This is a genomic window from Bradyrhizobium sp. BR 1433 (assembly GCF_051547665.1).
Lineage (GTDB): Bacteria > Pseudomonadota > Alphaproteobacteria > Rhizobiales > Xanthobacteraceae > Bradyrhizobium > Bradyrhizobium australafricanum.
In genome coordinates this window covers 6,323,454-6,346,798 of the sequence record NZ_JBPUGG010000001.1, presented here as the reverse complement: position 1 = coordinate 6,346,798, position 23,345 = coordinate 6,323,454, and the positions used below count along the sequence as shown (strand labels likewise).

At 66.6% G+C, this 23,345-nt stretch carries 21 protein-coding genes and 1 pseudogene; 10 read left to right on the top strand and 12 right to left on the bottom strand.

The features are described 5' to 3' along the window. The first annotated feature begins 109 nt into the window (after positions 1–109). Positions 110–1,342 (top strand): acyl-CoA dehydrogenase family protein, encoded by a 1,233-nt coding sequence (locus ACSKB9_RS30600; RefSeq protein ID WP_438077759.1) that lies wholly within the window; start codon positions 110–112, stop codon positions 1,340–1,342. Between the two features lie 134 nt (positions 1,343–1,476). Here the strand turns inward: ACSKB9_RS30600 and ACSKB9_RS30595 are convergent, their stop codons facing one another. Further along, complete coding sequence (locus ACSKB9_RS30595) at positions 1,477–2,802, bottom strand: adenylate/guanylate cyclase domain-containing protein (RefSeq protein ID WP_438077757.1); 1,326 nt, start codon at positions 2,800–2,802, stop codon at positions 1,477–1,479. A 46-nt stretch (positions 2,803–2,848) separates the two neighbouring features. Continuing rightward, on the bottom strand, positions 2,849–4,126 hold the full coding sequence (gene purD / locus ACSKB9_RS30590; protein WP_438077755.1) for a phosphoribosylamine--glycine ligase: 1,278 nt from the start codon (positions 4,124–4,126) through the stop codon (positions 2,849–2,851). A gap of 165 nt (positions 4,127–4,291) precedes the next feature. On the opposite strand from purD, the gene xseA reads away from it, so the two are divergent. Beyond that, complete coding sequence (xseA, locus tag ACSKB9_RS30585; RefSeq protein ID WP_076825572.1) at positions 4,292–5,914, top strand: exodeoxyribonuclease VII large subunit; 1,623 nt, start codon at positions 4,292–4,294, stop codon at positions 5,912–5,914. Positions 5,915–5,930: 16 nt separating this feature from the next. Here xseA and ACSKB9_RS30580 read toward each other — a convergent pair whose 3' ends face one another. Continuing rightward, entirely contained in the window at positions 5,931–6,761 is an 831-nt protein-coding gene (locus ACSKB9_RS30580; protein WP_438077753.1) for a dienelactone hydrolase family protein, read from the bottom strand. 186 nt (positions 6,762–6,947) lie between these two features. On the opposite strand from ACSKB9_RS30580, the gene ACSKB9_RS30575 reads away from it, so the two are divergent. Further along, positions 6,948–7,175: a DUF2093 domain-containing protein gene (locus tag ACSKB9_RS30575; RefSeq protein WP_016848019.1), complete on the top strand. Its 228-nt coding sequence runs from the start codon at positions 6,948–6,950 to the stop codon at positions 7,173–7,175. Between the two features lie 14 nt (positions 7,176–7,189). Here the strand turns inward: ACSKB9_RS30575 and lpxK are convergent, their stop codons facing one another. The 6 genes from lpxK to ACSKB9_RS30545 all read right to left on the bottom strand — a co-directional run bounded on the left by lpxK (position 7,190) and on the right by ACSKB9_RS30545 (position 12,789). Further along, entirely contained in the window at positions 7,190–8,212 is a 1,023-nt protein-coding gene (gene lpxK, locus ACSKB9_RS30570) for a tetraacyldisaccharide 4'-kinase (protein ID WP_438077751.1), read from the bottom strand. After that, positions 8,205–9,539 carry a 3-deoxy-D-manno-octulosonic acid transferase gene (locus tag ACSKB9_RS30565; protein ID WP_438077749.1) on the bottom strand — a complete coding sequence of 445 codons (1,335 nt, stop codon included), beginning with the start codon at positions 9,537–9,539 and terminating at the stop codon, positions 8,205–8,207. The genes lpxK and ACSKB9_RS30565 overlap by 8 nt, the downstream gene beginning before the upstream one ends. Continuing rightward, positions 9,502–10,215: a lysophospholipid acyltransferase family protein gene (locus tag ACSKB9_RS30560; RefSeq protein WP_050384219.1), complete on the bottom strand. Its 714-nt coding sequence runs from the start codon at positions 10,213–10,215 to the stop codon at positions 9,502–9,504. The genes ACSKB9_RS30565 and ACSKB9_RS30560 overlap by 38 nt, the downstream gene beginning before the upstream one ends. Then, a complete protein-coding gene (locus tag ACSKB9_RS30555; protein ID WP_016848023.1) occupies positions 10,212–10,460 on the bottom strand; it encodes a DUF4170 domain-containing protein in 249 nt (82 codons plus the stop codon). The genes ACSKB9_RS30560 and ACSKB9_RS30555 overlap by 4 nt, the downstream gene beginning before the upstream one ends. A gap of 144 nt (positions 10,461–10,604) precedes the next feature. Then, positions 10,605–11,414 carry a 3'(2'),5'-bisphosphate nucleotidase CysQ gene (locus tag ACSKB9_RS30550; protein ID WP_225163891.1) on the bottom strand — a complete coding sequence of 270 codons (810 nt, stop codon included), beginning with the start codon at positions 11,412–11,414 and terminating at the stop codon, positions 10,605–10,607. Further along, complete coding sequence (locus ACSKB9_RS30545; protein WP_438077746.1) at positions 11,401–12,789, bottom strand: TldD/PmbA family protein; 1,389 nt, start codon at positions 12,787–12,789, stop codon at positions 11,401–11,403. Before ACSKB9_RS30545 ends, ACSKB9_RS30550 begins: the two co-directional genes overlap by 14 nt. Positions 12,790–13,064: 275 nt before the next feature. Between ACSKB9_RS30545 and ACSKB9_RS30540 the strand changes: the two genes are divergently transcribed. Beyond that, a complete protein-coding gene (locus ACSKB9_RS30540; protein WP_310879647.1) occupies positions 13,065–13,589 on the top strand; it encodes a DUF6101 family protein in 525 nt (174 codons plus the stop codon). Positions 13,590–13,813: 224 nt separating this feature from the next. Here ACSKB9_RS30540 and ubiA read toward each other — a convergent pair whose 3' ends face one another. Beyond that, positions 13,814–14,746 carry a 4-hydroxybenzoate octaprenyltransferase gene (gene ubiA / locus ACSKB9_RS30535; RefSeq protein WP_438077744.1) on the bottom strand — a complete coding sequence of 311 codons (933 nt, stop codon included), beginning with the start codon at positions 14,744–14,746 and terminating at the stop codon, positions 13,814–13,816. Between the two features lie 10 nt (positions 14,747–14,756). Then, on the bottom strand, positions 14,757–15,488 hold the full coding sequence (locus ACSKB9_RS30530; protein WP_438077743.1) for a hypothetical protein: 732 nt from the start codon (positions 15,486–15,488) through the stop codon (positions 14,757–14,759). A 449-nt stretch (positions 15,489–15,937) separates the two neighbouring features. On the opposite strand from ACSKB9_RS30530, the gene ACSKB9_RS30525 reads away from it, so the two are divergent. The 6 genes from ACSKB9_RS30525 to ACSKB9_RS30500 all read left to right on the top strand — a co-directional run bounded on the left by ACSKB9_RS30525 (position 15,938) and on the right by ACSKB9_RS30500 (position 22,183). Beyond that, complete coding sequence (locus tag ACSKB9_RS30525; protein WP_438077741.1) at positions 15,938–16,714, top strand: 16S rRNA (uracil(1498)-N(3))-methyltransferase; 777 nt, start codon at positions 15,938–15,940, stop codon at positions 16,712–16,714. Between the two features lie 320 nt (positions 16,715–17,034). After that, the gene (locus ACSKB9_RS30520; protein ID WP_438077739.1) at positions 17,035–18,201 is read left to right on the top strand and encodes an ATP phosphoribosyltransferase regulatory subunit; all 1,167 of its coding nucleotides are present in this window, start codon (positions 17,035–17,037) and stop codon (positions 18,199–18,201) included. Continuing rightward, positions 18,198–19,175, top strand: a complete 978-nt coding sequence (gene hisG, locus ACSKB9_RS30515; RefSeq protein ID WP_438077737.1) for an ATP phosphoribosyltransferase — start codon at positions 18,198–18,200, stop codon at positions 19,173–19,175. The genes ACSKB9_RS30520 and hisG overlap by 4 nt, the downstream gene beginning before the upstream one ends. 141 nt (positions 19,176–19,316) lie before the next feature. Continuing rightward, the gene (locus tag ACSKB9_RS30510; protein ID WP_316395501.1) at positions 19,317–20,363 is read left to right on the top strand and encodes a glycosyltransferase family 2 protein; all 1,047 of its coding nucleotides are present in this window, start codon (positions 19,317–19,319) and stop codon (positions 20,361–20,363) included. After that, the gene (locus ACSKB9_RS30505; protein ID WP_438077735.1) at positions 20,360–21,202 is read left to right on the top strand and encodes a ChbG/HpnK family deacetylase; all 843 of its coding nucleotides are present in this window, start codon (positions 20,360–20,362) and stop codon (positions 21,200–21,202) included. Before ACSKB9_RS30510 ends, ACSKB9_RS30505 begins: the two co-directional genes overlap by 4 nt. A gap of 129 nt (positions 21,203–21,331) precedes the next feature. Beyond that, positions 21,332–22,183, top strand: coding sequence for a DUF2076 domain-containing protein (locus ACSKB9_RS30500; RefSeq protein WP_438077733.1), 852 nt, complete (start codon positions 21,332–21,334; stop codon positions 22,181–22,183). Positions 22,184–22,449: 266 nt separating this feature from the next. On the opposite strand, the pseudogene ACSKB9_RS30495 reads toward ACSKB9_RS30500, so the two are convergent. Continuing rightward, a pseudogene (locus ACSKB9_RS30495) lies at positions 22,450–23,255 on the bottom strand (L,D-transpeptidase family protein). Between the last annotated feature and the right edge of the window lie 90 nt (positions 23,256–23,345).

The following is a 23,345-nucleotide window of genomic DNA, read 5'->3' as shown; positions in this document are numbered from 1 at the left end:
CCGGTCGCATGCGCCGTGCTTCAAACTTTGTTCGGCGTTGCTGCTGGCTCAGGCGAGGTTTATGCCATCCTCAAGTCCTGCCAACAACAACATGAAACGAGGAAGTGCCATGTCGATCGATTTCGAAATTCCCGCCGAAGCCAAAGCGATCCGCGAGAAGGTTCGCAAATTCGTCCACGACGAATGCATTCCGGCGGAAAAGGAACTCGACACCAAGCCGCTTGCCGAGGTGCTGGGACCGTTGCGGAAGAAGGCCCGCGCGCAGGGCCTGTGGTGCCCGTTCGTGCCGAAGGAGTATGGCGGTATGGGCCTCGGCCCGCTCGCCAACGCCCTGGTGCAGATGGAGCTCGGCGAGAGCATGCTCGGCGCGCTTTCGATGAACACGCAGGGGCCGGACGACGCCTCGATGATGACGATCCTGGCGCATGGCACCGAGTACCAGAAGGAAAAATTCCTCAAGCCCCTGCTGAACGGCGAAAAGCGCATCTGCTTTTCAATGACGGAAAAGGCCGCAGGCGCCGATGCCACCGGCATGCAGACCACGGCGGTGAAGGACGGCAACGAGAACTACATCCTCAACGGCGAGAAATGGTTCTCCTCGTCGGCAAGCGTCGCCGACCTCGCGCTGGTCATGGCGAAGACCGATCCGAACGCGCCGCGACACAAGCAATACTCGACCTTCATCGTCGAGCTGCCCAACCCCGGCTACCGCATCAAGCGCAACGTCGCCAACATGGCGATCGAGGGTCCGCATGACGACGTGATCCACGGCGGTCACTCCGAGATCGAGATCAAGGACCTGAAGGTGCCCGCCAACAACCTGCTCGGCGGCGAAGGCAACGGCTTCAACATGGGGCAGCACCGGCTCGCCTACGGCCGGCTGCGCCACGGCATGCACAACGTCGCCAAGGCGCAGCGCGCGCTCGACATGGCGGCCGCCCACGTGACAAAGCGCTCGACCTTCGGCCAGTTGCTGGCCGACCGCCAGGCGGTGCAGTTCATGCTCGCCGACTGCGCGAGCGAGCTCTATATCGGCCGGCTGATGCTGCTGCACATCGCCTACAAGGCCGAGAAGGGGCTCGACATCCGCCAGGAGAACTCGATCGCCAAGATCTTCCACGCCCACATGGTGCACAAGGTGATCGACACCGCGATCCAGCTGCACGGCGCGCTCGGCTTCAGCCAGGATACGCCGCTGGCGAAATGGTACACCCAGGTGCGCTCGCAGCGGCTGGTCGACGGGCCCGACGAGGTGCACAAGTGGAAGATCGGCAAGAACGTCATCAAGGCGTTCCGCGAGCACGGCACCACGGCGTCAGCGGCGGGCGGGGACCTGCTCTGACCCACTTCGTCATTCCGGGGCGGCGCAACGCGCCGAACCCGGAATCTCGAGAGAAGGTGAGAAGGTGCCCACAACGTCGAGATTCCGGACGACGCGCGATGCGCGTCGTCCGGAATGACGGCATGAGGCGAGGCCTAGCCGCTCGCCGCAAACAGCTCCCATGTCCCGGGAAGTCCCTTCAGCTCGAACGCGCCGCGCTCGGCGAATTTCAACCCGGCGCCCGCGACCAGATCGGTCACCACGCGCGACACCAGCACCTCGTTCGAGCCGCACTGCGACATCACGCGCGCCGCGGCATGGACCGCTATGCCGCCGATATCCGCCCCCCTCACCTCGATCTCGCCGGTGTGCAGGCCCGCTCGCACCGGCAGGCCGATCTGCCGCGCGGCCGAGCCGAACGCCAGCGCACAGCGTACGGCGCGGCCGGGACCGTCGAAGGTCGCCAGAATGCCGTCGCCGGTGCTCTTCACCAGCTGGCCGCGATGGCGGCCGACCATCTGCTGCGCGAGTTGATCGTGATCGTCGAGCAGACGTCGCCAACGATGATCTCCCATCGCCGCGGCGCTGCGGGTCGAATCGACGATATCGGTGAACAGCACGGTCGCAAGCACACGGTCGAGCTCGGCATCACCACCATCGCGATGGCCGGTGACGAATTCCTCGACATCGCCGAGCATCGCCTCGGTCTCGCCGACCCAATAGTAGTGATCGCCGCCGGGATATTCGACGTATTTCGCGGCGGGGATCGAGCGCGCAACAGCACGGCCGAGCGCCACGGGAACGCGGGCATCGCCGGTCCGATGCAGGACAAGCGTCGGAGTCTGGAGCATCGGCAGGATCGTCGTGACGTCGATCGCGCGATTGAGAACGAGCAGCGTCCGCAACGCTCCCGGACTGCTCGACAGCCGCTCGAATTTCGCGATCTGCGCGATCAACTCTGCATTCGTTGCCTGGCTCGGCGCGACAGTCTTGACCGTGTCGCCAGAACCCCAGTTCTGCACGATCTCGTCGCAGCGCAGCTGCCACACGTCGTCCGGCAGGCGATCCTTCGAGCGGGCAAAACTGCCGAGCAGAACGAGATGCGAAACGCGGTCCGGATAGGTCGCTGCAAACAGCACACTCATCGGACAGCCCTCGGAGAAGCCGAACAACACCGCCTTCGCGGAGCCGATAGCATCCATGATGGCCCGGACGTCGTCCATGCGCTGCTCGAGGGAGGGCGCGCCGGTCATCCGATCCGACAAGCCCTGTCCGCGTTTGTCGAAGGTCACGACCCGGGCGAAGCGCGACAGGCGGCGCAGCACGGCGGTGTAGCCGGGCATCTCGTGCATGAACTCGATGTGCGAGAACAAGCCGGGGACAAGGATGATGTCGACAGGACCATCGCCCATCACCTGATAGGCGATGCTCGCGTCGGCGCTTTGCGCGTAGTGGGTCTCGGGCAGTCTGAAATCGGTCATTCGAAGGCCCCGGGGCGCGCCATTGTCGCCGCTGAGGCCGGATCGATCAACCCTTCTCCGCCTCCACCGCCTGCCAGGCGATGTCGTGGCGGCAAAAGCCGTCCGGCCATTTGATGCGATCGACGGACTGATAGGCGCGGTCGCGCGCCTCGGTCACCGTCTTGCCCATCGCGCAGACGTTCAGCACCCGGCCGCCATTGGCGATGATTGCGCCATCCTTCGCAACCGTGCCGGCGTGGAAGATCTCGACGCCCTCGACCTTGGCCGCGTCGTCGAGGCCGTCGATCCGCGTGCCCTTGATGTAATCGCCGGGATAGCCCTTCGCCGCCATCACCACCGTCAGCGCCGGGTTCGGATACCAGCGCAGATCGAAGTTCTTCAATTGCCCGTCGATGGAGGCGAGGAAGGCCGGCACAATGTCCGACATCATCCGCAGCATCAGCACCTGGCACTCGGGATCGCCGAAGCGGACATTGTATTCGAACAGTTTTGGGCCCTGCGCGGTCAGCATCACGCCGGCATAGAGCACGCCCTTGAACGGCGTGCCGCGGCTCTTCATCCCGGCCACCGTCGGCAGGATGATCCGCGCCATGATCTGGTCGTGCACCTCAGGCGTCACGAACGGCGTCGGCGAATAGGCGCCCATGCCGCCGGTGTTCGGCCCCTTGTCGTGATCGAACACCCGCTTGTGGTCCTGCGCCGAGGCCAGCGGAATCGCGGTCTCGCCGTCGCACAGCGCGAAGAAGCTGATCTCGCGGCCCGACAAAAACTCCTCGATCACGACCTCGGCGCCGGCCGAGCCGAACGCGCCCTCGAACATCATCGCAATCGCGGCCTCGGCCTCGGGCAGCGTCTGCGCCACCACGACGCCCTTGCCGGCCGCAAGCCCGTCGGCCTTGACCACGATCGGCGCGCCCTGGGCGCGGACATAGGCCACCGCGTCCCTCGCATTGTCGAAGCGGCGATAGGCACCGGTCGGAATGTCGAACTCGCTGCAGAGGTCCTTTGTGAAACCCTTCGAGCCCTCGAGCTGGGCGGCCTGCCGGCTCGGTCCGAACGCCTTGATGCCTTCAGCGGCGAGGTCGTCGACGATCCCGGCGGCGAGCGGCGTCTCCGGACCGACCACCACCAGATCGACCGCATTGCCCCGGCAGAATTCGATCACCGCGGCATGGTCGGCGACGTCGAGCGCGACGCATTCGGCCTCGCGCGCGATCCCGGCATTGCCCGGCGCGCACCACAGTTTCGTCACCAGCGGGGATGCGGCGATCTTCCACGCCAGCGCATGTTCGCGGCCACCGGAACCGAGCAGGAGGATGTTCATCTGTGTCGCCGATCAGAGGGGTTGTAACGCCATTTCGTCCGGTTTAGCACGCTCCCGATCCGCAGCAACACGCGGTTCGATCAGATGTGGATATGTGATTCGACGCCTGGAACGCGGCGTCCGGACCTTGCACACGGGGTCGAAAACCCCGATTCTATAGATCAGATGACCGCTGCTCCGAATCTCGTCAACGCGCCCGAATTCACCGTCTCGGAACTCTCTTCCGCCCTGAAGCGGACGGTGGAGGACCGCTTCGGCCATGTCCGTGTCCGCGGCGAGATTTCGGGCTTTCGCGGCCCGCATTCCTCCGGCCACTGCTATTTCGCGCTGAAGGACGAGAGCGCCAAGATCGAGGCCGTGATCTGGAAGTTCGCCCATGCCCGGATGCGCTTCAAGCCGCAGGAGGGCCTCGAGGTCATCGCCACCGGCAAGCTGACCACCTATCCGAACTCCTCGAAGTACCAGATCGTCATCGATTCGCTGGAGCCCGCCGGCGTCGGCGCGCTGATGGCGCTGATGGAGGAGCGCAAGAAGAAGCTCGCCGCCGAGGGCCTGTTCGACGAGGCCCGCAAGCAGCTTTTGCCCTGGCTGCCCGAGGTGATCGGCGTCGTCACCTCGCCGACCGGCGCTGTGATCCGCGACATCCTGCACCGGCTGGAGGACCGCTTTCCCCGCCGCGTGCTGGTCTGGCCGGTCAAGGTGCAGGGCGACGGCTCGGCCGAGCAGGTGGCGGCCGCGATCCGCGGCTTCAACGCGCTGCCGGAGGGCGGCAAGATTCCACGGCCTGATCTCTTGATCGTCGCGCGCGGCGGCGGCTCGCTGGAGGACCTGTGGTCGTTCAACGAGGAGATCGTGGTCCGCGCCGCGGCGGAGAGCCATATCCCGCTGATCTCGGCGGTGGGCCATGAGACCGACATCACGCTGATCGACTTCGTCGCCGACAAGCGCGCGCCGACGCCGACCGCCGCCGCCGAGATGGCGGTGCCGGTGCGCAGCGAGCTGTTCGTCGAGGTCGCGGCGCTCGCCCGCCGCACCATGGTGTGCTGGCAGCGTGCCCAGGAGGCCCGCCGCAACGAGCTGCGCGCCGCGGCGCGGGCGCTGCCGGCGGCGCACGAGCTGCTGGCGATCCCGCGGCAGCGGCTCGATCATCTCGCAGCAGGTTTGCCACGCGGGCTGAAGGCCAATACGCACGCGCATTTCCGCCGCTTTGCCGCCAGCAGTTCGCGCCTCACCATCGGCGTGCTGCGCGGCCAGATCGCGCATGCGCGGCAGCGGCTCACCGCATCCGGCGAGCGCATCACGCTATCGGCGCGCGCGCTGCTGCATCGCCGCCGCGAGCGCTTCAGCGGGCTCGAGATCCGGCTCAAGGCCTCGAAGCTCGCCAACGCCAAGGCCCAGCGCAACGCCATCGCCCGCGACCTCGAGCGCACCCACCGCCTCGCCGAGCGCGCCCGCCGCGCGCTGGTGACGACGATGCAGCGGCTCGAGGCGCGCGTTGCCCATAGCGGACAACTGCTGTCGGCGCTGTCCTATCGCGGCGTGCTGGCGCGCGGCTTCGCGCTGGTGCGCGACGCGCACGGCCACGCCCTGCACTCCGCCGCGGCGGTCGGCCCGAACGCCGGCCTGTCGATCGAGTTCGCCGATGGCCGCGTTGCCGCCACCGCGAACGCCGATCAGCCTCCGGCAACGGTAGCGCCCGAGAGCCAGCCGAAGCCTCAGCCGCGCGAGGCGAAACCGGCGGCGCCGAAGCGCGTCACCAAGCCGGTCGATCAGGGTAGTCTGTTCTAGCCCGGCAACAACTGACTTAGCGCGACAGCCACTCGGCGACTTGCTTTTGCGCATCCTGGCGCGCGCCGGTATCGGTGCCGACGTGACCGCGCTCGGCGATCTCGGCATCGGAGGCCGCGACCGCGTGCAGCGGCAGGTTGGGCCGGTCGAAGTCGTGATAGGCCTCGGGATAGACCACGATCCGCGCCAGTGCGCTGCGGCCGCGGGCGCCGTCGACCATCTGGTGGCAAGCCGACGACGATGTGACGTCGTCGCGCGCGCCGATCAGCACCAGCGTCGGCACCCGCGCGCTCCAGCCGAGGCCGAACGAGGCGCGGCAATCCGGATAGAACGCGACCGCCGAGCGAAAATCCGGATCGACGTTGCGCGACCACATCTGCGGCCGCACCGCCCACAGCAGGGCGGCGGCGCCGTTGCCCCAGCCGATCAGGCTGATGCGGCGCTTCGCCACCCACTTCTGTTGCACCAGCCATTGCCGCGCCGCGTTGATGTCGGCGACCCGCGCACGGCGGGTCTGGACCTGATGCTCTTTGATGCGGCACTGCGGACCAAGCTCGCGCGAGCCGTAGCTGTCCGGCAACAGCACCGCATGGCCGGTCGTCAGCAATTGCTCGGCCCAGTCGCGATAGCGCGGCAGGACCGGCTCGGAACGGCCGGCGAGACCGCCGCAGCCATGCAGCGCGATCACGGTCGGGAACGGGCCATCGCCATCGGGCCGGTAGAGCTGCGCGTGCAGCGTGACGTTGCCTTCGGGGATCTCGACCTGATGCGGGGCCGGGAGTGGCGCCGCGGCCACGGCCGGCACGGCAAGCATGGCGAGGCACAGGAAAACTGACGTGAGGCGCATCCGATCCGGCCGGCTCGTTATGGCGCTGCAAACACAGCGGACCACGGCCGCAAGGCTACCATGCGCCTGCGCCGCCAAATCATCACAAGTCGGTGGTTTAACGGGCGGACATGACACCCTATCTGTGATAGACGGTTTCATCGACATCCAGATGGCCTCATTGGAGGCAAGGCGGAGAGCTCAATCGTGCTGAACAAGTTCGGTCCCTCGGGCCATGGCGAAGCGCAGGTGCAATATCTCGACGGCGATTTCCGCGTGATCTCGCCCGGCACCTTTGTGCGTTGTGCCATCACCGACGTCCGGATTCCGCTCGACGAACTGAAGTACTGGAGCGTCGATCTGCAGGAAGCCTACGCCACCCCGACCGCCGTGCTGCAGCGCCACCATCCCGGCGTCCTCAAGCCGCAGGCCTAGGCTCGACGCCGGGTTCATTTGGAGAGCCTCCTGTCCCGCGCCCTGAACAGTTGATCGGCCACCAGGCGCCGCAGCGCGTCGCCATCATCGAATTGCAGCGTCACCGCGAACGGCACGATCGCCTGTGCCCAGGCCGGCATCCCGTCCGGACCACGCAACCGAGCGAGATCCTTTTCCGTCGTCACCAGCGTCAGTCCCTCGCGACGCGCGTCGGCAACGAGCGCTTCGATCTCCTCCTTCGTGAAGGCGTGATGATCGGCGAAAGCCTTGCTGCGCACGACGTCGACGCCGCTTAAAAGCAATGTGTTGAAGAAGCGCGCGGGATCGCCGATGCCGGCAAAGGCGAGCGCACGTGTTCCGTTCAGCGCCGCCAGCGAAGCCTGGTCCGGCTTCAGATGCGCCGACAGCACCGGCTTGCCGCGGGACGCGAGATCGGCCGCAATCCTTTGCGCCGCGCTCCCCTCGCCGACCACGATCAGCGCGTCGGTCCGTTCCAGCTGCGGCACCAGCGGCGCGCGCAGCGGTCCCGCAGGAATCACACGGCCGTTGCCGACGCCGCGCGTGCCGTCGATCACGATCAGGCAGACATCCTTGAGCACGCTCGGATTCTGGAAGCCGTCATCCATCAGGATCACGCTGGCATCCTGCGCGCGCGCCAGCGCCAGGCCCGCGGCGCGGTCGCGCGACACCACGACCGGCAAGCTCGCCGCCATCATCAGCGGCTCGTCGCCGACATCGGCCGCCGTGTGGCTGTCGCGATCGACCTTGACCGGGCCGCCGAGCCTGCCGCCATAGCCGCGGCTGAGCACCACCGGCCGCTCGTCAATTTCGCGCAGCAATTTTGCCAGCGCCAGCACCGTTGGTGTCTTGCCGGCGCCGCCGACATGGTAATTGCCGACGCAGACCACGGGAATGCCGGCATCGACGCCGGATTGCCGCATCCGCCGCGCGGCGACCGCGCCGTAAAGCGCGGCGAGCGGTTGGAGCAGTTGTGATGTCCAAGACGACGGCCGGTGCCAGAAGGCCGGCTCACGCATTGGCGGCTCCCATCTCGAGCCGCAACTGCAACAGATAGGGCTCGAGAGCGGTCACCGTGCGCTCCAGCGCGCCACCGAGCTGTTCGACGACGCGCTCGGAGGCCGCCAGCGAATTGTCGCGGGCTGTGGAATCCGCAAGGAACTGGCCGAGCTGCTTGACCAGCGCTTCCCGATCATCGGCGCGGCGCGCGCCGCCGGCGCGATCGAGCGCCTCATAGACATCGGTGAAGTTGAACACGTGCGGGCCGTGCACAATCGCCGCGCCAAGCTTGATCGCCTCGATCGGATTCTGGCCGCCATGCGCAACCAGCGAGCCGCCCATGAACACGATCGGCGCGAGGCGATAGAACAGGCCGAGCTCGCCCATCGTATCGGCGACGTAGATATCTGTTGTCGCGACCGGCAGATCCTCATGCGAGCGCAGGCCGGGGCGCAGGCCGGCCTCCGTCACCAGCCGCGCCACCGCCTCGCCGCGCGCGGCATGCCGCGGCACGATCACTGTGAGCAGGCCGGGGAAGAATCCCGCGAGCGACTTGTGCGCCTCGATCAGGATCTCTTCCTCGCCGGGATGGGTCGACGCCGCAACCACGATGGCGCGGCCGCGGGTCACCGACATCAACCGCTCCAGCTTGGCCGGATCGGCCGGCGGCGCCGCGACGTCGAGCTTGAGGTTGCCGGTGACGACGACGTTGTGGCTGCCGAGCGTGGCAAAGCGTTCGGCGTCGGTGTTCGACTGCGCGAGGCAGATGTCGAACCGGCCGAGCAACGCGCCGATGGTGTTGGAGACCCGGCGCCAGCGCGGGAAGGAGCGCTGCGACATTCGCCCATTGATCAGCACCATCGGCAGCCGCCGCGCGGCGCTCGACAGGATCAGATTCGGCCACAAATCGGATTCGATGAACAGCGCCAGCGACGGATGCCAGTGATCGAGGAAGCGCGTCACATAACGCGGCGAGTCGTACGGCACGTATTGATGGATGACGTCGGGCGGGAAGCGCTTGGCGACGATCGCGGCCGAGGTCACCGTGCCCGAGGTGAGCAGGATGCGCAAATTGAGCGCGCGCAGCCGCTCGATCAGGCCGGCCGCTGCCAGCACTTCGCCGACGCTGGCGCCGTGAATCCATACCAGCGGGCCCTGCGGCCTGGTATCGGCGCTCACGCCGCGCCGCTCGCCGACACGTTCGGGATCTTCCTTGCCGAGCTTGAGCCGCCGCTTGATCAGGGCAGGCGCGAGCGGCACCATCGCGGACGACAGCTTGCGGTACACACGCAACGTCATCGGTAGCGAGCTAGCCAAGCGCTGCCTCCGGCCGCCCGACCGCTGCATAGGCACGTCGGGTCGCTTCGTTGAGAAGTTCCTCCACGTGCTGCCGAAGCTTTTCCATCGTCGCGGCGTCGGCGTCGGGCGGCACATAGACCGGCTCAATACCTACCACTGCGCCGCGCCCGAATGGCAAATTGATGGTGGTCGAATCCCAGTTTTTCAACCGGATGAATCGGCTGGTGACCATCGCAAAGGGGATGATCGGCCGGCCGGTCTCCCGCGCCAGCATGATGGCCCCGAGGCCCGCCACCCGCGCCCGCTTCGGCACGTCGGCGGTGGTGGCCATGTTGCAGCCGTCTTCCAGCGCCCGAACCATCTCCAGGAAGGCGCCGACGCCGCCCTTGCGATGGAACGCGCCGGAATGATCGCCGGAACCTCTGATGGTGCCGATGCCGAGCCGCTCCACCGCGAGGGCGTTGAACTCGCCGTCGCGGTGGCGGGAGATCAGGACCTTGGCGCGGTAGCTCTCCTTGGTCTTGATGAACGGCGTCATGAAGTGCTGGCCGTGCCAGAACACGAAGATCGCCGGCATCAGGGGCTCGACGATCCCGTACACGTCATGCGGCTGGTAGCTGAAGCGGTTGGTGTACCACACCAGCCGCAGATACTCGGCCGCAAGCACACCCAGCGCGCGCTGCACGAAGCCGCTGCGCAGCAGATCGCGAAAAAGTCGTTTCAATGGGAATGCTTTGTGTCCTGCTCAGGATCGAGCAACCGGTGGAGGTGAACGACGAAGTAGCGCATCTGGGCGTTGTCCACGGTCTGCTGCGCCTTCGCCTTCCAGGCCGCATAGGCGGTCGCATAGTTCGGGTAGACGCCGACGATCTCGACTTCGTCCAGATTCTTGAAGGTGTTGTGCTCGAGATCCGTCAACTCGCCGCCGATCACGAGGTGAAGCAGCTGGGGCTGGGCATTGTCTGACATGATGGTGCTTTTCCTAACGAGATGCCCGGCAAACAAATGAAGTCGTGGTCGTCACAGGTCTGGTCGTCACAAGGCTAGTCGTCACAAGGCTGTCGCAACAGGTCTGGTCGTCACAATCGGAAAGCGGCGTGGATCGGCGAGGCCTCACGGCAAAGGACGGCTGCGAAAATGCTCGACAATGCGTGCATGACGTTCGCGTCCTGCTGCCACCAGCACCCCATGCGTCACCTCCCGGCGATTGTACTCAATCGCGTCCCCCGAGAGCGCGGTCATCTTACCACCCGCTTCCTGCACGATCAAATTCGCGGCGGCAAGATCCCAGTCGCGGCTTTGCCCGCCCGCAAAGGCCGCGTCAAGTCGACCTTGTGCTACACGGCACAACCGCAGCGCCAGCGATCCGATGCGCGGATAGAGCGTGATCTCGTCCGGCGTCGGGCTGAGCCGCTGCACCAGCGGCTTCGGTCCCGCCATCCGCGGAAAGTTGAAATCGGTGCCTGCGGTTGCATGCACCGCGCCGTCGTTCAGGGTGGCGCCCTGTCCGCGGGCGGCGAAGAAGAATTCCTCGCTGACCGGCGCATACACCGCCGCGAGCACCGGCGATGCATTTTCAACCAGCGCCACACTGACGCACCAGTCCTCGCGGCCGGCGAGATAGGCGCGGGTGCCGTCGATCGGATCGACGATCCAGGTGAAGCGCCTGCCGAGGCGGGTGTCGTTGTCGGCGCTCTCTTCCGACAGCCAGCCGTAGCCTGGCGTTGCCGAACGCAGCTGCTGCTCCAGCAGGTCGTTGACCGCGATGTCGGCCTCGGAGACCGGCGAGGACGCACCCTTGATCCAGTTCTTCAATTCGGTGCGGAACAGCGACGATGCGAGCCGGCCCGCTTCCTGCACCGATCTGGTCAGCAAGGCGGCATCGCGCGCCTTGGTCCAGTCGTCCGTATCAGCGTCCGCCAAGCGTCAGGCCCTCGATGCGCAGCGTCGGCGAATTGACGCCGTAACGGAATTCCAGATCGTTGGCCGCGACCAGCGACTTGAACATCGGCAGCAGATGGCCGGCGATGGTCACTTCGCTGACCGGATAGGTGATCTCGCCGTTCTCGATCCAGAAGCCGGACGCGCCGCGGCTGTAATCGCCGGTCACGCCGTTGACGCCGGAGCCGATCAGGTCGGTGACATAGAAGCCCCGCTTGATGTCGGAGATCAGCTCCTTCGGCGTCACCGCACCCGGCTCGAGATGCAGATTATACGTTCCGGGCGACGGCGAGGACGACACGCCGCGATGCGCATGACCGGTCGTAACAAGCCCGAGCTCGCGCGCGGTCGCCGAATCCAGCACCCAGGTGGTGAGCACGCCCGCATCGATCAGCGCCGTCTTCTTCACCCTGACGCCCTCGGCGTCGAAGGTCTGCGAGCGAAGGCCGCGCACCCGCAACGGATCGTCGATGATGCGGATATCTTTCGAGAACAGTTGCTCGCCGAGCTTGTCCTTCAGGAAGCTGGTCTTGCGCGCGATCGAGGCGCCGTTGATGGCACCGACGAGATGGCCGACGATCGAGCCGGCGACCCGCGGATCGAACACCACCGGCACCTTGCAGGTCTCGACCTTGCGCGGATTTGAGCGCGCCACCGCACGCTCGCCGGCCTTGCGGCCAACGGTGGCAGGTGAATCGAGATCGGATGCATGCGGCGCGCTGGTGAAGTCGTAGTCACGCTCCATGCCAGTGCCTTCACCGGAAATCGCCGTCGTCGAGATGCCGTGGCTGGAGCGCAGATAAGAACCGTGGAAGCCGGTCGACGTCACCAGCACCATGCCGCCGATTCCGGTCGAGGCCGACGCGCCGCCGGACTTCGTGACACCCTTGACCGCGAGCGCCGCAGCCTCGGCTTCGATCGCGCGCTGCTCGAGTTCGGCCGTGCTCGGAACCTTGCGATCGAGCAGATCGAGGTCGGGGAAATCGTGGGCGTGGAGCGCCGGATCGGCGAGACCGACATATTTGTCGTCCGGCGCCACGCGCGCCATCGCGACCGCACGCTCGGCAAGCTTGGCGACCCCGTCGCCGCTGACCTCATTGGTCGATACCACCGCCTGGCGGTGTCCGACGAACACCCGCAGGCCGACGTCATCGCCTTCGGAGCGCTCGGTTTCCTCGACGCGGCCGTCGCGCACCTCGACGCCCTGCGAGACGCCGCGCACCGCGATGGCATCGGCCGCATCGGCGCCCGCGCGCTTGGCGGCATCGACCAGACGCTGTGCAAGGTCGCTCAGGCCCGATTGGTCGAACAGATCGGAGCTATCGCCGTGTCGCGATGCAGATGGTGAAGAGTTCACGAACGAATTCCTGCGGATTGAGGGGGGCCCGGAACGAGGTCGACAGACTTAACCAGATGTGCCGGTTTCACAGGGATTTCAAGCACTTTGCGCCGACAGGCAACAAAGATTTGAGTGATCGGGGCAAGGCTTCGTCAATCATGCGGGCCAACCTCTTGTCAATCATGGCACGAGGTGAGGAGGGGTTAACCAGGCTTTTTAAGGGGGAACGGACATCGCTCGGCTAGGCTCTCACCCAACGACCGGGAACAAAATCCCGGCGGGGAGACAGAGCTTTGAGGCGTCAAACACCAACAAGCGGAATCAATTCCGCCGGGTCGAGCTGCGCATTGCGGCTCGACCCTCTTTCCCTTCCGCTCAGCTTCCACGCGCAGGACGCGCGCGCGGATGGCGGCATGCGGCAGGTCGAGCTTCATCGCGAACATGTCGTGCTGCGCCGTGCCGTTCTCGGCATGCGGATGGCGGTCAATGTTCGCGTCAGCGACTTTCTCGGCGTCGCGGTGCGCGGCATCGACGACGCGCAGATGCTGGTGCTTGTTCACCGCGATCCCGCGCTCAGCATTCCGCTCGGCTCCAGTTCGGATGCCGAGGAGATCAGCTCCGCCTGGCAGATGTGGAGCGACATCTTCCGTCTCCCGCAACTGACCGAGCCTGCGCCGCGGACGCCCTCGCCGCGCCGCCGTCGCCGCAACGCGATCCGCGCGCGGAGGCCGAAATTCCTGGTCCGCCGCCGCGCCGGTGTCAGCCTCAACGGCACCAGCGTACATCGCGGCGAACGCGAGATCATCGCGCGGGATTGATCTGACCGTCTCGCTCCATTGGCCTCACAATCGGTGTCGTCCCGGCGAAGGCCGGGACCCATACGCCGCAGCAGATGTTGTTGACGGGTCTCGTCGTTCCAGCGTCGCACAACAAGAAGCATTCGTGGTTATGGGTCCCGGCCTTCGCCGGGACGACGGCGAGTTTGTGGCGCGGCCGGCGAATCATTAGTTTGCACGCTTCGCTCCACCATCCTGCGAAGTCGTCACGCCGCGCGCAGCACCGCGTCGACGACCAGGCTCGCGAACAAGATCAAGCCGGCGTCGCGGTTGGACTTGAAGATGCGCAGGCAGAGCGCGCCATCGCTGATGTCGAGCCGCCGGATCTGCCAGGCGAGATGCAGCGCGAACGCCGCCAGCCCAATCCAGGCCGGCCAGCGCGCCCCTGCGAGTGCGAACGCCACGCCGATCAAGAGCACGGCGAGACCATAGAAGATCACGAGCGCACGATGGGTGCGTGCACCGAACAGGCGCGCGGTGGATTTGACGCCGATCAGCGCATCATCCTCGGCGTCCTGATGGGCGTAGATGGTGTCGTAGGCGATCACCCAGGCGATCGATCCGGCGTAGAGCGCAATCGCGGTCGCATCGATGCGCTCGAGCGTCACCGCAAATCCCATCAGCGCGCCGTAGGAGAAGGCAAGGCCGAGCACGACCTGCGGCCACCAGGTAATCCGCTTCATGAACGGGTAGATCGCGACGATCAGAAGCGAGGCGATGCCGGTCATCACCGCGAAGCGGTTGAACTGCAGCAGCACGAGAAGCCCGATCAGCGCCTGCAGGACCATGAAGACCACCGCCTGCGTCACCGTGACCTGCCCGGCGGGGATCGGCCGCGACCGCGTGCGTTCGACCTTGGCGTCGAGATCGCGATCGGTGATGTCGTTCCAGGTGCAGCCGGCGCCGCGCATCACAAAGGCGCCGATGAAGAACAGCAGGACCACGAGCGGCAGCGAGCGCACATCATGCGCGACGCCGGCGGCAAGCGCCGCCGACCACCAGCACGGCATCAACAATAGCCAGGAGCCGATCGGCCGGTCGTAGCGCGCAAGCCGCAGATAAGGCCGCGTCCAGACCGGCGCATGGGTATCCACCGAGTTGCCTGTGGAGTCGGCAACACGGGTGGAGACATCGCTCATGGGTGATCCCTCAACGGGTGAGGACGTTGCCGTTCAGCGTATCGAAGGTGCTGCCGCCCTTCTTGGTCGGCGTCGCTTCCGGCAGCGAGGCGGACGAACCGAGCACGTCGCTCAAGCTCGGCCCCGCTGGCCCACGCGGCTGCGCCGCCGCCTGCTCCGCGACATTGCAGACCTTCTTCAGCAGCGCTTCGGTATTCTTGTGTCCGGCCTTGAGCTGGTCGGCGATCTGCGGCGGAATTCCGCACTTCTGCGCGTTGGTGTCGACATATTTGATCATCTTGATCTCGGCCTGGCTGTAATTGCCGATCAGCTTGCAGGCCTCCTGGGGGCTGGCGTGGCGATCGCTCGCCGCCTTGATCGCCTTGCCGCGCTTCTCCGCATCCTCGCGCAGCGGCGTGAAATTCTTCATGCAGGCGTCGGCGGCACCACCAGCTGCACCCGGCGGGGGCGGCGACGACAGCCCGCCGCCGGCGATGGGGGCCGCGCCACTGCTCGGAAATGCCGACGGCGTGGCACCGACCCTGGCCGCCGGCGCGCCGTTGACCGGGGGGAATGCGGAATCCGAGGCGGTTCCGGCCTGGCTTGGACGCATGCCATTGACCGGCGGAAACGCGGGGTCGGACGCGGTGCCGGCCTTACCGGCCTGATTGGGCAACGGGGCCGGAAAAGCGCTCTGGGCAGCAGCTTGCCCCGCGGACAGGGCGGTCGCAGCAACGGTCAGCACGATCAGACGGCGGATCATCGAGGGTGTTTCTCCGGCAAAAGGTCCAGGCAACCCCAGCGCAACAAAAACGAAGCAACGAATTTTGAGGGCGTTTTACGATTCCTGTGAGGCCTTAACAACCCGTGGATTTGGGCGACAGCGCGGCGTAGGGCCACACCGGCCATATTAAATTGTTCCCCGATTCTAAGCCTTTAGGCTACGAACGGCGGTAAAATGGACCATCAAATTTGCCTGAACAGGATTTTCGGTAAGGCCCCGGTTTGGATTCATGGGCCGACGCCGCGGGCGACCGAACAGCAAAAGGGACCGCGTGCAAGCGGCCCCTTGGACTAAAGAAATGACTTGGTGACAGAAGCAATATATCGACGCTCAATATTACCTGGCTGGCGAGTTCCTGAGGAGTCCGCGGGATTACGGTGTCGCGCAGTTTGGTAAACTGGCCACACCGCACTGAAGCCGCCTCGGATATGCCTGAACTCGATTTCCGCAGCCCCCGCCTGTTTGTCGACGCCCCGCTCGGCGCCGGCGCAACCGTTCCGCTCGAACGCGATCAGAGCAACTATCTCGGCAACGTGCTGCGGCTCGGCGCCGGCGACAGCGTGCTGGTGTTCAACGGGCGTGACGGCGAATGGCGCGCCGAGATTTCCGGCCGCAAGCGCCCCGACACGCTGACGGTCGCGGCACAGACCCGCGCACAGGACCGCCTGCCCGACGTCACCTATGTGTTCGCGCCGCTGAAGCATGCGCGGCTCGATTACATGGTGCAGAAGGCGGTCGAGATGGGCGCCGCGCGGCTGGTGCCGGTGCTGACACGCTTCACCCAGGTGTCGCGGGTCAACGGCGAGCGGATGCGCGCCAATGCGGTCGAGGCCGCCGAGCAATGCGGGATCATCTCGCTCGCCGAAGTCGCCGATCCCCTGCCCCTCGAACGTTTCCTGGCGGGCCGCGACCCGGCGCGGCTGCTGGTGTTTTGCGACGAGGCGGCCGAGGTCGAAAGCCCGGTGCAGGCGCTGGCGGCGGCAACGGCTGCGAATGCCGGGATCGATGTCCTGATCGGTCCGGAAGGCGGCTTTGCCGAGGAGGAGCGCGCGCTGCTGCTGCGCCAGCCCGCCATCCTCCGCCTCGCCCTCGGCCCGCGCATCCTGCGCGCCGACACCGCCGCCGTCGCCGCGCTGGCGCTGGTGCAGGCGGCTCTGGGGGATTGGCGAGGAAATGGGCCACACACTCCCTCCCCGTCATCCTGAGGTGCGAGCCTCTTCGGCGAGCCTCGAAGGATGCACGGCCCGGCTGGCGGCCGTCGAACCTTCGAGGCTCGCCCAGCGGCGCAATTGCGCCGCAAGGCTCGCGCCTCAGGATGACGGAACCTGCAGCTCGTTTGCCCGATGAAAGCCGAGGACAAACATCTGCCCCTAGCCAAGTCGTCGCAAAATCGTTAACGAACCCAATCATTAAGCCACTTGGCCGATCCCTGTCGAAAGCATGGGCCGACCGTGCTAAGGGCTCCGCAAACATCACCCATGGAACCCGCTCTGGAACGCGATTTCGGAGCGAATTGGACGTCGAGATGACCGAAGCTGCCGCACCACGATCCGCCGCCGGATCCGCCGTTTGGGCGGATGCGCTGCTGGCCTCGTTCGCGCAGGCCGGCTATCAGAGGTCCGAGCCCGCGATCCTGCAGCCGGCCGAGCCGTTCCTCGATCTCTCCGGCGAGGACATCCGCAAGAGCCTGTACCTGACGACCGACCTGAGCGGCGAGGAGCTCTGCCTGCGCCCGGACCTCACGATCCCGGTGGCGCGCGACTACCTCGCCTCTGCCCGCGCCGGCCAGCCCGCCGGCTTCAGCTATCTCGGCCCGGTGTTCCGTTATCGCGGCGGCGCGCCGAGCCAGTTCCTGCAGGCCGGCATCGAATCGTTCGGACGGCAGGACCGCGCCGCGGCCGATGCCGAGATGCTGGCGCTGGCGCTGGAGGCGACCACGGCGTTCGGGTTGAAGGACGTCGAGATCCGCACCGGCGACGTCGCGCTGTTCAACGCGCTGATCGATGCGCTCGACCTCTATCCGGTGTGGCGGCGCCGGCTGATCAAGGACTTCAACCGCAAGGTCTCGCTGACCGACGACATCGAGCAGCTGGCGCTCAAGACGGCACCGGGCCGCAACGAATATGAGGGCGTGCTCGCTGCGCTGGCCGGCTCGGACCGCAAGGCGGCGCTGGCGCTGGTCACCGATCTGATGTCGATCGCCGGCACCACCAATGTCGGCGGCCGCACCGTGGCCGAGATCGCCGACCGTTTCCTCGAGCAATCGACGCTGAAGGGCGGCGCGCTGCCGCGCGATGCGGTCGCGACCATCAAGCGCTTCCTGGCGATCGCGGGCGATCCCGACGACGCGGTCGCGCAATTGCGCGCGCTGGCTGGCGACGCCCAGCTGAACCTTGCAGTCGCGATCGACCAGCTCGAGAGCCGTATCGGCTTCATGGCCGCGCGCGGCATCGACATCCGAAAGACCCGGTTCTCCACCGCGTTCGGCCGCGGCCTCGACTATTACACCGGCTTCGAGTTCGAGCTGCACGCCAAGGGCAACGGCGCCGAGCCGCTGGTCGCCGGCGGACGCTATGACGGGCTGATGACGCAGCTCGGCTCGGCGGCCCCGATCCCTGCGGTCGGCTTCTCGGTCTGGATCGAGGCGATGACCCGGCATGGCCAGGCCACCTCCTTCGGAGCCGCCCAATGAGCACGCCCTTCGTCGTCGCCGTGCCCTCCAAGGGGCGGCTGCAGGAAAACGCCGAAAGCTTCTTCGCCCGCGCCGGGCTGACCTTGTCGAAGGCCGGCGGCGCCCGGGACTATCGCGGCACCATCGCAGGCGTCGACAATGTCGAGATCGCCTATCTCTCGGCGAGCGAGATCGCGGCCGATCTGGCCCGCGGCTCGGTGCATCTCGGCGTCACCGGCGAGGACCTGGTGCGCGAGAGCATTCCCGATGCCGACAAGCGCGTGCTGATGATCGAAGGCCTCGGCTTCGGCTATGCCAATGTCGTGGTCGCGGTGCCGCAGGCGTGGATCGACGTCCGCACCATGGCCGATCTCGACGACGTAGCGTCCGGCTTCCGCGAGCAGCACAATCACCGCATGCGGGTGGCGACCAAATACATCAATCTGACGCGCGGCTTCTTTGCCAGGCACGGCGTCGGCGACTACCGCATCGTCGAAAGCGCCGGCGCCACCGAGGGCGCGCCCGCCGCCGGAACCGCCGAACTGATCGTCGATATCACGACCACCGGGGCGACGCTTGCCGCCAACGGGCTCAAGGTGCTCGACGACGGCGTCATGCTGCGCAGCCAGGCCAATCTGGTGGCGTCCAAGGATGCCGACTGGTCGAAGGGCGCCCGCGAGACCGCGCGCGTGATCCTCGACCACATCGCTGCGCGCGCCCGCGCCAGCAAGTATCGTGAGGTCCGCACCCGCTTCGCCGGCTGCAACGATGCGCTGCTCTCCGAGGCGCATAACCGTTTCGGCGTGGTCGCCCCGTTCGGCGGCCCGACCTCGTCGGGCATGCTTACGCTGCACTGCCCACCGGGCAAGCTCTACGCGCTCGGCAGCTTCCTGCGCGAGCACGGCGCCGAAACCGTGTCGGTGGTGTCGCTGGACTATGTGTTCGACCGCGAGAACCCGCTGTTCGCCAGGCTCGAGGCGTTCCTGCGACAATGAGGCGGCCACGCCGTTCATGTTGGCGACAGCTACCCTGCGGTACCATATTGTGTTCGAGGGATCTCTCGTTTTGACGCGGTTTCTTCGTGCGAGGCGGAAGGCCATTTCGCTCGAAAACGCTCTAGTTCTGGAACCTGACCGATGATGCTGGGCTCTGACGTTTCCAGCCTGACCACGACCGCCAAGACCGCCGCCGGGCAGGGTCTGTCGATCGTCGTGCCCGTCTACAACGAGGCGGCCGGGCTTGCTGCGTTGCATGAGCGGCTGATCAACCTCGCCAAGACGCTGCGCGCCCGCTATGGCCTCGCCTGCGAGGTGATCTATGTCGATGACGGCAGCGCGGACAACACGCTGATGATCGCGCGCGGCCTGCCCGCCGACGGGCTCGACCTGCAGGTGGTGTCGCTGTCGCGCAATTTCGGCAAGGAGGCGGCGCTGATGGCCGGCCTCGACCACGCCCGCCGCGGCGCGGTGCTGTTCATGGATGGCGACGGCCAGCATCCGCCGACGCTGGTGGAGCAACTGGTCGCGCACTGGATCGATGACGGCTACGACGTGGTCTACACGGCGAAGGCGCATCGCGACAATGAATCGGCCGCGCGGCGGCTGGCCGTGCGCGGCTTCTACGCGCTGATCAACTGGGGCGCCCGGCAGCAAATTCCGGAGGATGCCGGCGACTTCCGTCTGCTGTCGCCGCGCGCGGCCGCGGCGCTGCGGCAATTGCCGGAGCGCAACCGCTTCTTCAAGGGCCTCGCCAGTTGGATCGGCTTCCGGCAGATCCGCGTCGACTACGAGCCGGCGCCGCGCGCGCATGGCGTCACCACCTTCAATGCCGGCCGGCTGATCGGTCTGTCGATCGAGGGCCTGACCTCGTTCTCGGTGGCGCCGCTGCGCTTCGCCAGCCTGCTCGGCGCGCTGCTCGCCGGCGTGGCGTTCCTGTTCGGCCTCTCGATCCTGTGGGAAGTGCTGACCACCGGCAAGCAGGTCCCCGGCTATCCGTCGCTGATGATCGGCATGATGACGATCGGCGGCGTGCAGCTGATCATGATCGGCATCGTCGGCGAATATATCGGCAAGATCCTCTCCGAGCTGAAGGCACGGCCGATCTACTTCGTCGCCGAGCACACCGAGAAGCACGCCGACGGCGGCGCGGCGCAAAATGCCTCCGAGCGGACCGCCGCGGAATGAACACCGATACGCCGCGCCGGATCTGGCTGTGTGCTGACGATTATGGCTTGAGCGACGGCGTCAACCGCGCGATCCGCGACCTGATCGAGCGCGGCCGCCTCAATGCGACGTCGGTGATGACGGTGACGCCGGCGATCGGCCGCGATGCGGCCAGCGCACTCACGGCGTCGGTGGCGAACAGCCCGCGCTGCGCGATCGGGCTGCATGTGACGCTGACCGCGCCGTTCCGGCCGCTGACGATGCATTTCCGCCCGCTCGACAGCGACATGTTCCTGCCCTTCCCGCGGCTGCTGCGCGCCGGGCTGATGCATCGGCTCGACGCCGAACTGGTCCATGCCGAGGTGCTGGCGCAGCTCGACGCCTTCCATGATCTGTTCGGCCGCGTACCCGACTTCGTCGACGGTCACCAGCACGCGCAGCTGTTCCCGCAGGTGCGCGACGGCTTCCTGCGCGCCGTGAAGGAGCGCGCGCCGGGCGCCTGGGTGCGGCAGTGCGGCCGCGAAGGCCCGCTGGCGCGCCAGCTGGCGGCGCCGAAGGCGCTGGTGCTGAACGTGCTCAGCACGCAATTCCGGATCAAGGCGCAGCGAGCAGGCCTGCGGTTCAATCCGGCCTTCGCCGGCGCCTATGATTTTACGCGCGGCAATGATTTCGCGGCGCTGATGCAGGGCTTCCTCGACGGCATGCCGGAGGACGGGCTCGTGATGTGCCATCCAGGTTTCGTCGATGAAACGCTGAAGAGCCTCGACCCGCTGACGACGCAGCGCGAGACCGAGCATGCCTATCTGGCAGGCGACGATTTCCCCGCGCTGCTGGCCCTGAATAAAGTTACACTGGCCTGATAGGGTTCACGAAAAGCCGCCGGTCGTATTGTCGCATACATAAATTTAATTCTGGCCCCCACTCCTTGCGCCACAAACCCCGTCCTACATCTCGGACGCGCCGATTCGATCGACGCGATGGAGAACGCCATGACACCGCAAGAACGCCAACTGATCGACGATCTCTTCGACCGGCTCGCCAAGCTGGAGAATGCCCCGCGCGACGGCGAGGCCATGTCCGCGATCATGCAGGGCCTGCGCAGCGCGCCGAATGCGGTCTACGCGCTGGTGCAGACCGCGCTGGTGCAGGACGAGGCGCTGAAGCGCGCCCACGACCGGATCCAGGAACTCGAGGCCGCGGTCGGCCAGCAGCAGGGAGCCCAGCAGCAGGGCGGCGGTTTCCTTGATTCGATGCGCGATGCGATCTTCGGCGGACAGGGCCAGCAACATGGTTCGGTGCCGCCGGTGCGGGCGCCCGACATGGGCGGCCGCGATCCGGGCAGCCGCCCGGTCTGGAACTCGGGCCAGGCGATGCAGCAGGCCGGCGGCGGCTATGGCCAGCCTTACGGCCAGCCCGCTCAACCCTACGGCCAGGGCTATGGCGGCCCGCAGCCGCCGGCGCTCGGCGGCGCGCCGGGTGGCGGTGGCGGCTCGTTCCTCGGCACGGCGGCGGCGGCCGCGGCCGGCGTGGTCGGCGGCGGACTGTTGCTCTCCAGCATCCGCGGCATGATGGGTGGCGGCAGCCACCAGTCGATGGCCGATGCCGGCGGCCTCGGCGGCAGTTCGCGTCCTTGGGGCGGCGACCAGTCGTCGAGCGACCTCGCGCGCGACGCCGGGGTCAACGACATCGGCTCCAACCGCGACAGCGGCTCGCGCGCCGGCGCGTTCGACCAAGCGCAGGCCGACCGGGACAGTGACGATGATCAAGACGCCGACGACTTCGACAATGATGACGACGGCTTCGACGGCGGCGGAGACGGTGACGACAGCAATTACGCGTAAGCGTCTCACCTGAAACACAAACGGCCGCTCCATCGAGCGGCCGTTTATTTTGATCAGTCGTAGCCTGGGCAGAAGCTGTTCTCCTTCCCCCTGAAAGGGGGAAGGTCGGGATGGGGGTCAGCCACAAACGCCGCTGCTCGTCGAGAGAGATGATCCCCACCCGCTTTGCTCTGTTGAGCAAAGCGACCTGCCCTTTTCAAGGGGAGGTTGACGCATCGTGCGGCTCGCTGTCCCGGATTTCGCTTCGCTCCATCCGGGCTACAACTTCACATCACGACGACCCTGGCGCCGACATTGACGCGGCCGTAGAGGTCGATGACGTCCTCGTTGCGCATCCGGATGCAGCCGGACGAAACGTTGGTGCCGATCGTCAGGGCTCGTTGGAGCCGTGGATGCGGTAGAGCGAGGAGCCCAGATACATCGCGCGGGCGCCGAGCGGATTTTCCGGGCCGCCCTCCATGTGCCGCGGCAGATCGGGACGGCGCGCCAGCATTTCCGGCGGCGGCGTCCAGGCCGGCCACTCCTTCTTGGCCGAGATCGTCTTCACGCCCGCCCAGGTGAAGCCGGGCCGGCCGACGCCGATACCGTAGCGCAGCGCGCGGCCGTCGCCCTGCACCAGATAGAGAAACTTGTTCGGCGTATCGACGACGATGGTGCCGGCGCTTTCCCTGCCGGAATAGTCGACCAGCTGCTTCTCGTATCTTGGATCGAACGGACGCTGCGCCGGATCGCCCGCGGCCTCTTCCTGCTGCCGCAGCATCTGCTGCTGCGGATCCATCGGCGGCAGCTGACGGTTGCCGTAATAGCCGGGCTGCTGCTGATACATCGGCTGCGGTGAATAACCCTGCGACGACGGCGCATCGCCGAACAGGAATTCGATGAAGCCGCCGCCCATGTTGGAGCGCTGCGGCTGCACATAGGCGGTGCGCATCGGCGGCTGCGGAGCACCCTGATTGGCATAGATGACGGCGGGCCCGGCGGGCGCTGCCGCGTCGATTGCCATGGCATGATGGGGAACGGCAATAAGAGAAGACGCGCCGGCGAGCAGCGCAAGCGTGGTTTTCCTGAACATCGACGTACTCTGTACTGGTTTCGTCGTGACGTGATGCGCGAGGCGCCGACTTTGCGCCGTTGCACGTGGTCAATAAGCAATGAAAACCGC

Bases quoted from the DNA above. Each gene is read 5' to 3' on its own strand.
- ACSKB9_RS30595 (WP_438077757.1), bottom strand. From the start codon at position 2,802: ATGACCGATTTCAGACTGCCCGAGACCCACTACGCGCAAAGCGCCGAC.
- ubiA (WP_438077744.1), bottom strand. From the start codon at position 14,746: ATGAGCGATGTCTCCACCCGTGTTGCCGACTCCACAGGCAACTCGGTG.
- hisG (WP_438077737.1), top strand. From the start codon at position 18,198: ATGAGCACGCCCTTCGTCGTCGCCGTGCCCTCCAAGGGGCGGCTGCAG.
- ACSKB9_RS30505 (WP_438077735.1), top strand. From the start codon at position 20,360: ATGAACACCGATACGCCGCGCCGGATCTGGCTGTGTGCTGACGATTAT.
- ACSKB9_RS30500 (WP_438077733.1), top strand. From the start codon at position 21,332: ATGACACCGCAAGAACGCCAACTGATCGACGATCTCTTCGACCGGCTC.
- ACSKB9_RS30580 (WP_438077753.1), bottom strand. From the start codon at position 6,761: ATGCGCCTCACGTCAGTTTTCCTGTGCCTCGCCATGCTTGCCGTGCCG.
- xseA (WP_076825572.1), top strand. From the start codon at position 4,292: ATGACCGCTGCTCCGAATCTCGTCAACGCGCCCGAATTCACCGTCTCG.
- ACSKB9_RS30510 (WP_316395501.1), top strand. From the start codon at position 19,317: ATGATGCTGGGCTCTGACGTTTCCAGCCTGACCACGACCGCCAAGACC.
- purD (WP_438077755.1), bottom strand. From the start codon at position 4,126: ATGAACATCCTCCTGCTCGGTTCCGGTGGCCGCGAACATGCGCTGGCG.
- ACSKB9_RS30520 (WP_438077739.1), top strand. From the start codon at position 17,035: ATGACCGAAGCTGCCGCACCACGATCCGCCGCCGGATCCGCCGTTTGG.
- lpxK (WP_438077751.1), bottom strand. From the start codon at position 8,212: ATGCGTGAGCCGGCCTTCTGGCACCGGCCGTCGTCTTGGACATCACAA.
- ACSKB9_RS30600 (WP_438077759.1), top strand. From the start codon at position 110: ATGTCGATCGATTTCGAAATTCCCGCCGAAGCCAAAGCGATCCGCGAG.
- ACSKB9_RS30555 (WP_016848023.1), bottom strand. From the start codon at position 10,460: ATGTCAGACAATGCCCAGCCCCAGCTGCTTCACCTCGTGATCGGCGGC.
- ACSKB9_RS30525 (WP_438077741.1), top strand. From the start codon at position 15,938: ATGCCTGAACTCGATTTCCGCAGCCCCCGCCTGTTTGTCGACGCCCCG.
- ACSKB9_RS30530 (WP_438077743.1), bottom strand. From the start codon at position 15,488: ATGATCCGCCGTCTGATCGTGCTGACCGTTGCTGCGACCGCCCTGTCC.
- ACSKB9_RS30565 (WP_438077749.1), bottom strand. From the start codon at position 9,539: ATGCAGCGGTCGGGCGGCCGGAGGCAGCGCTTGGCTAGCTCGCTACCG.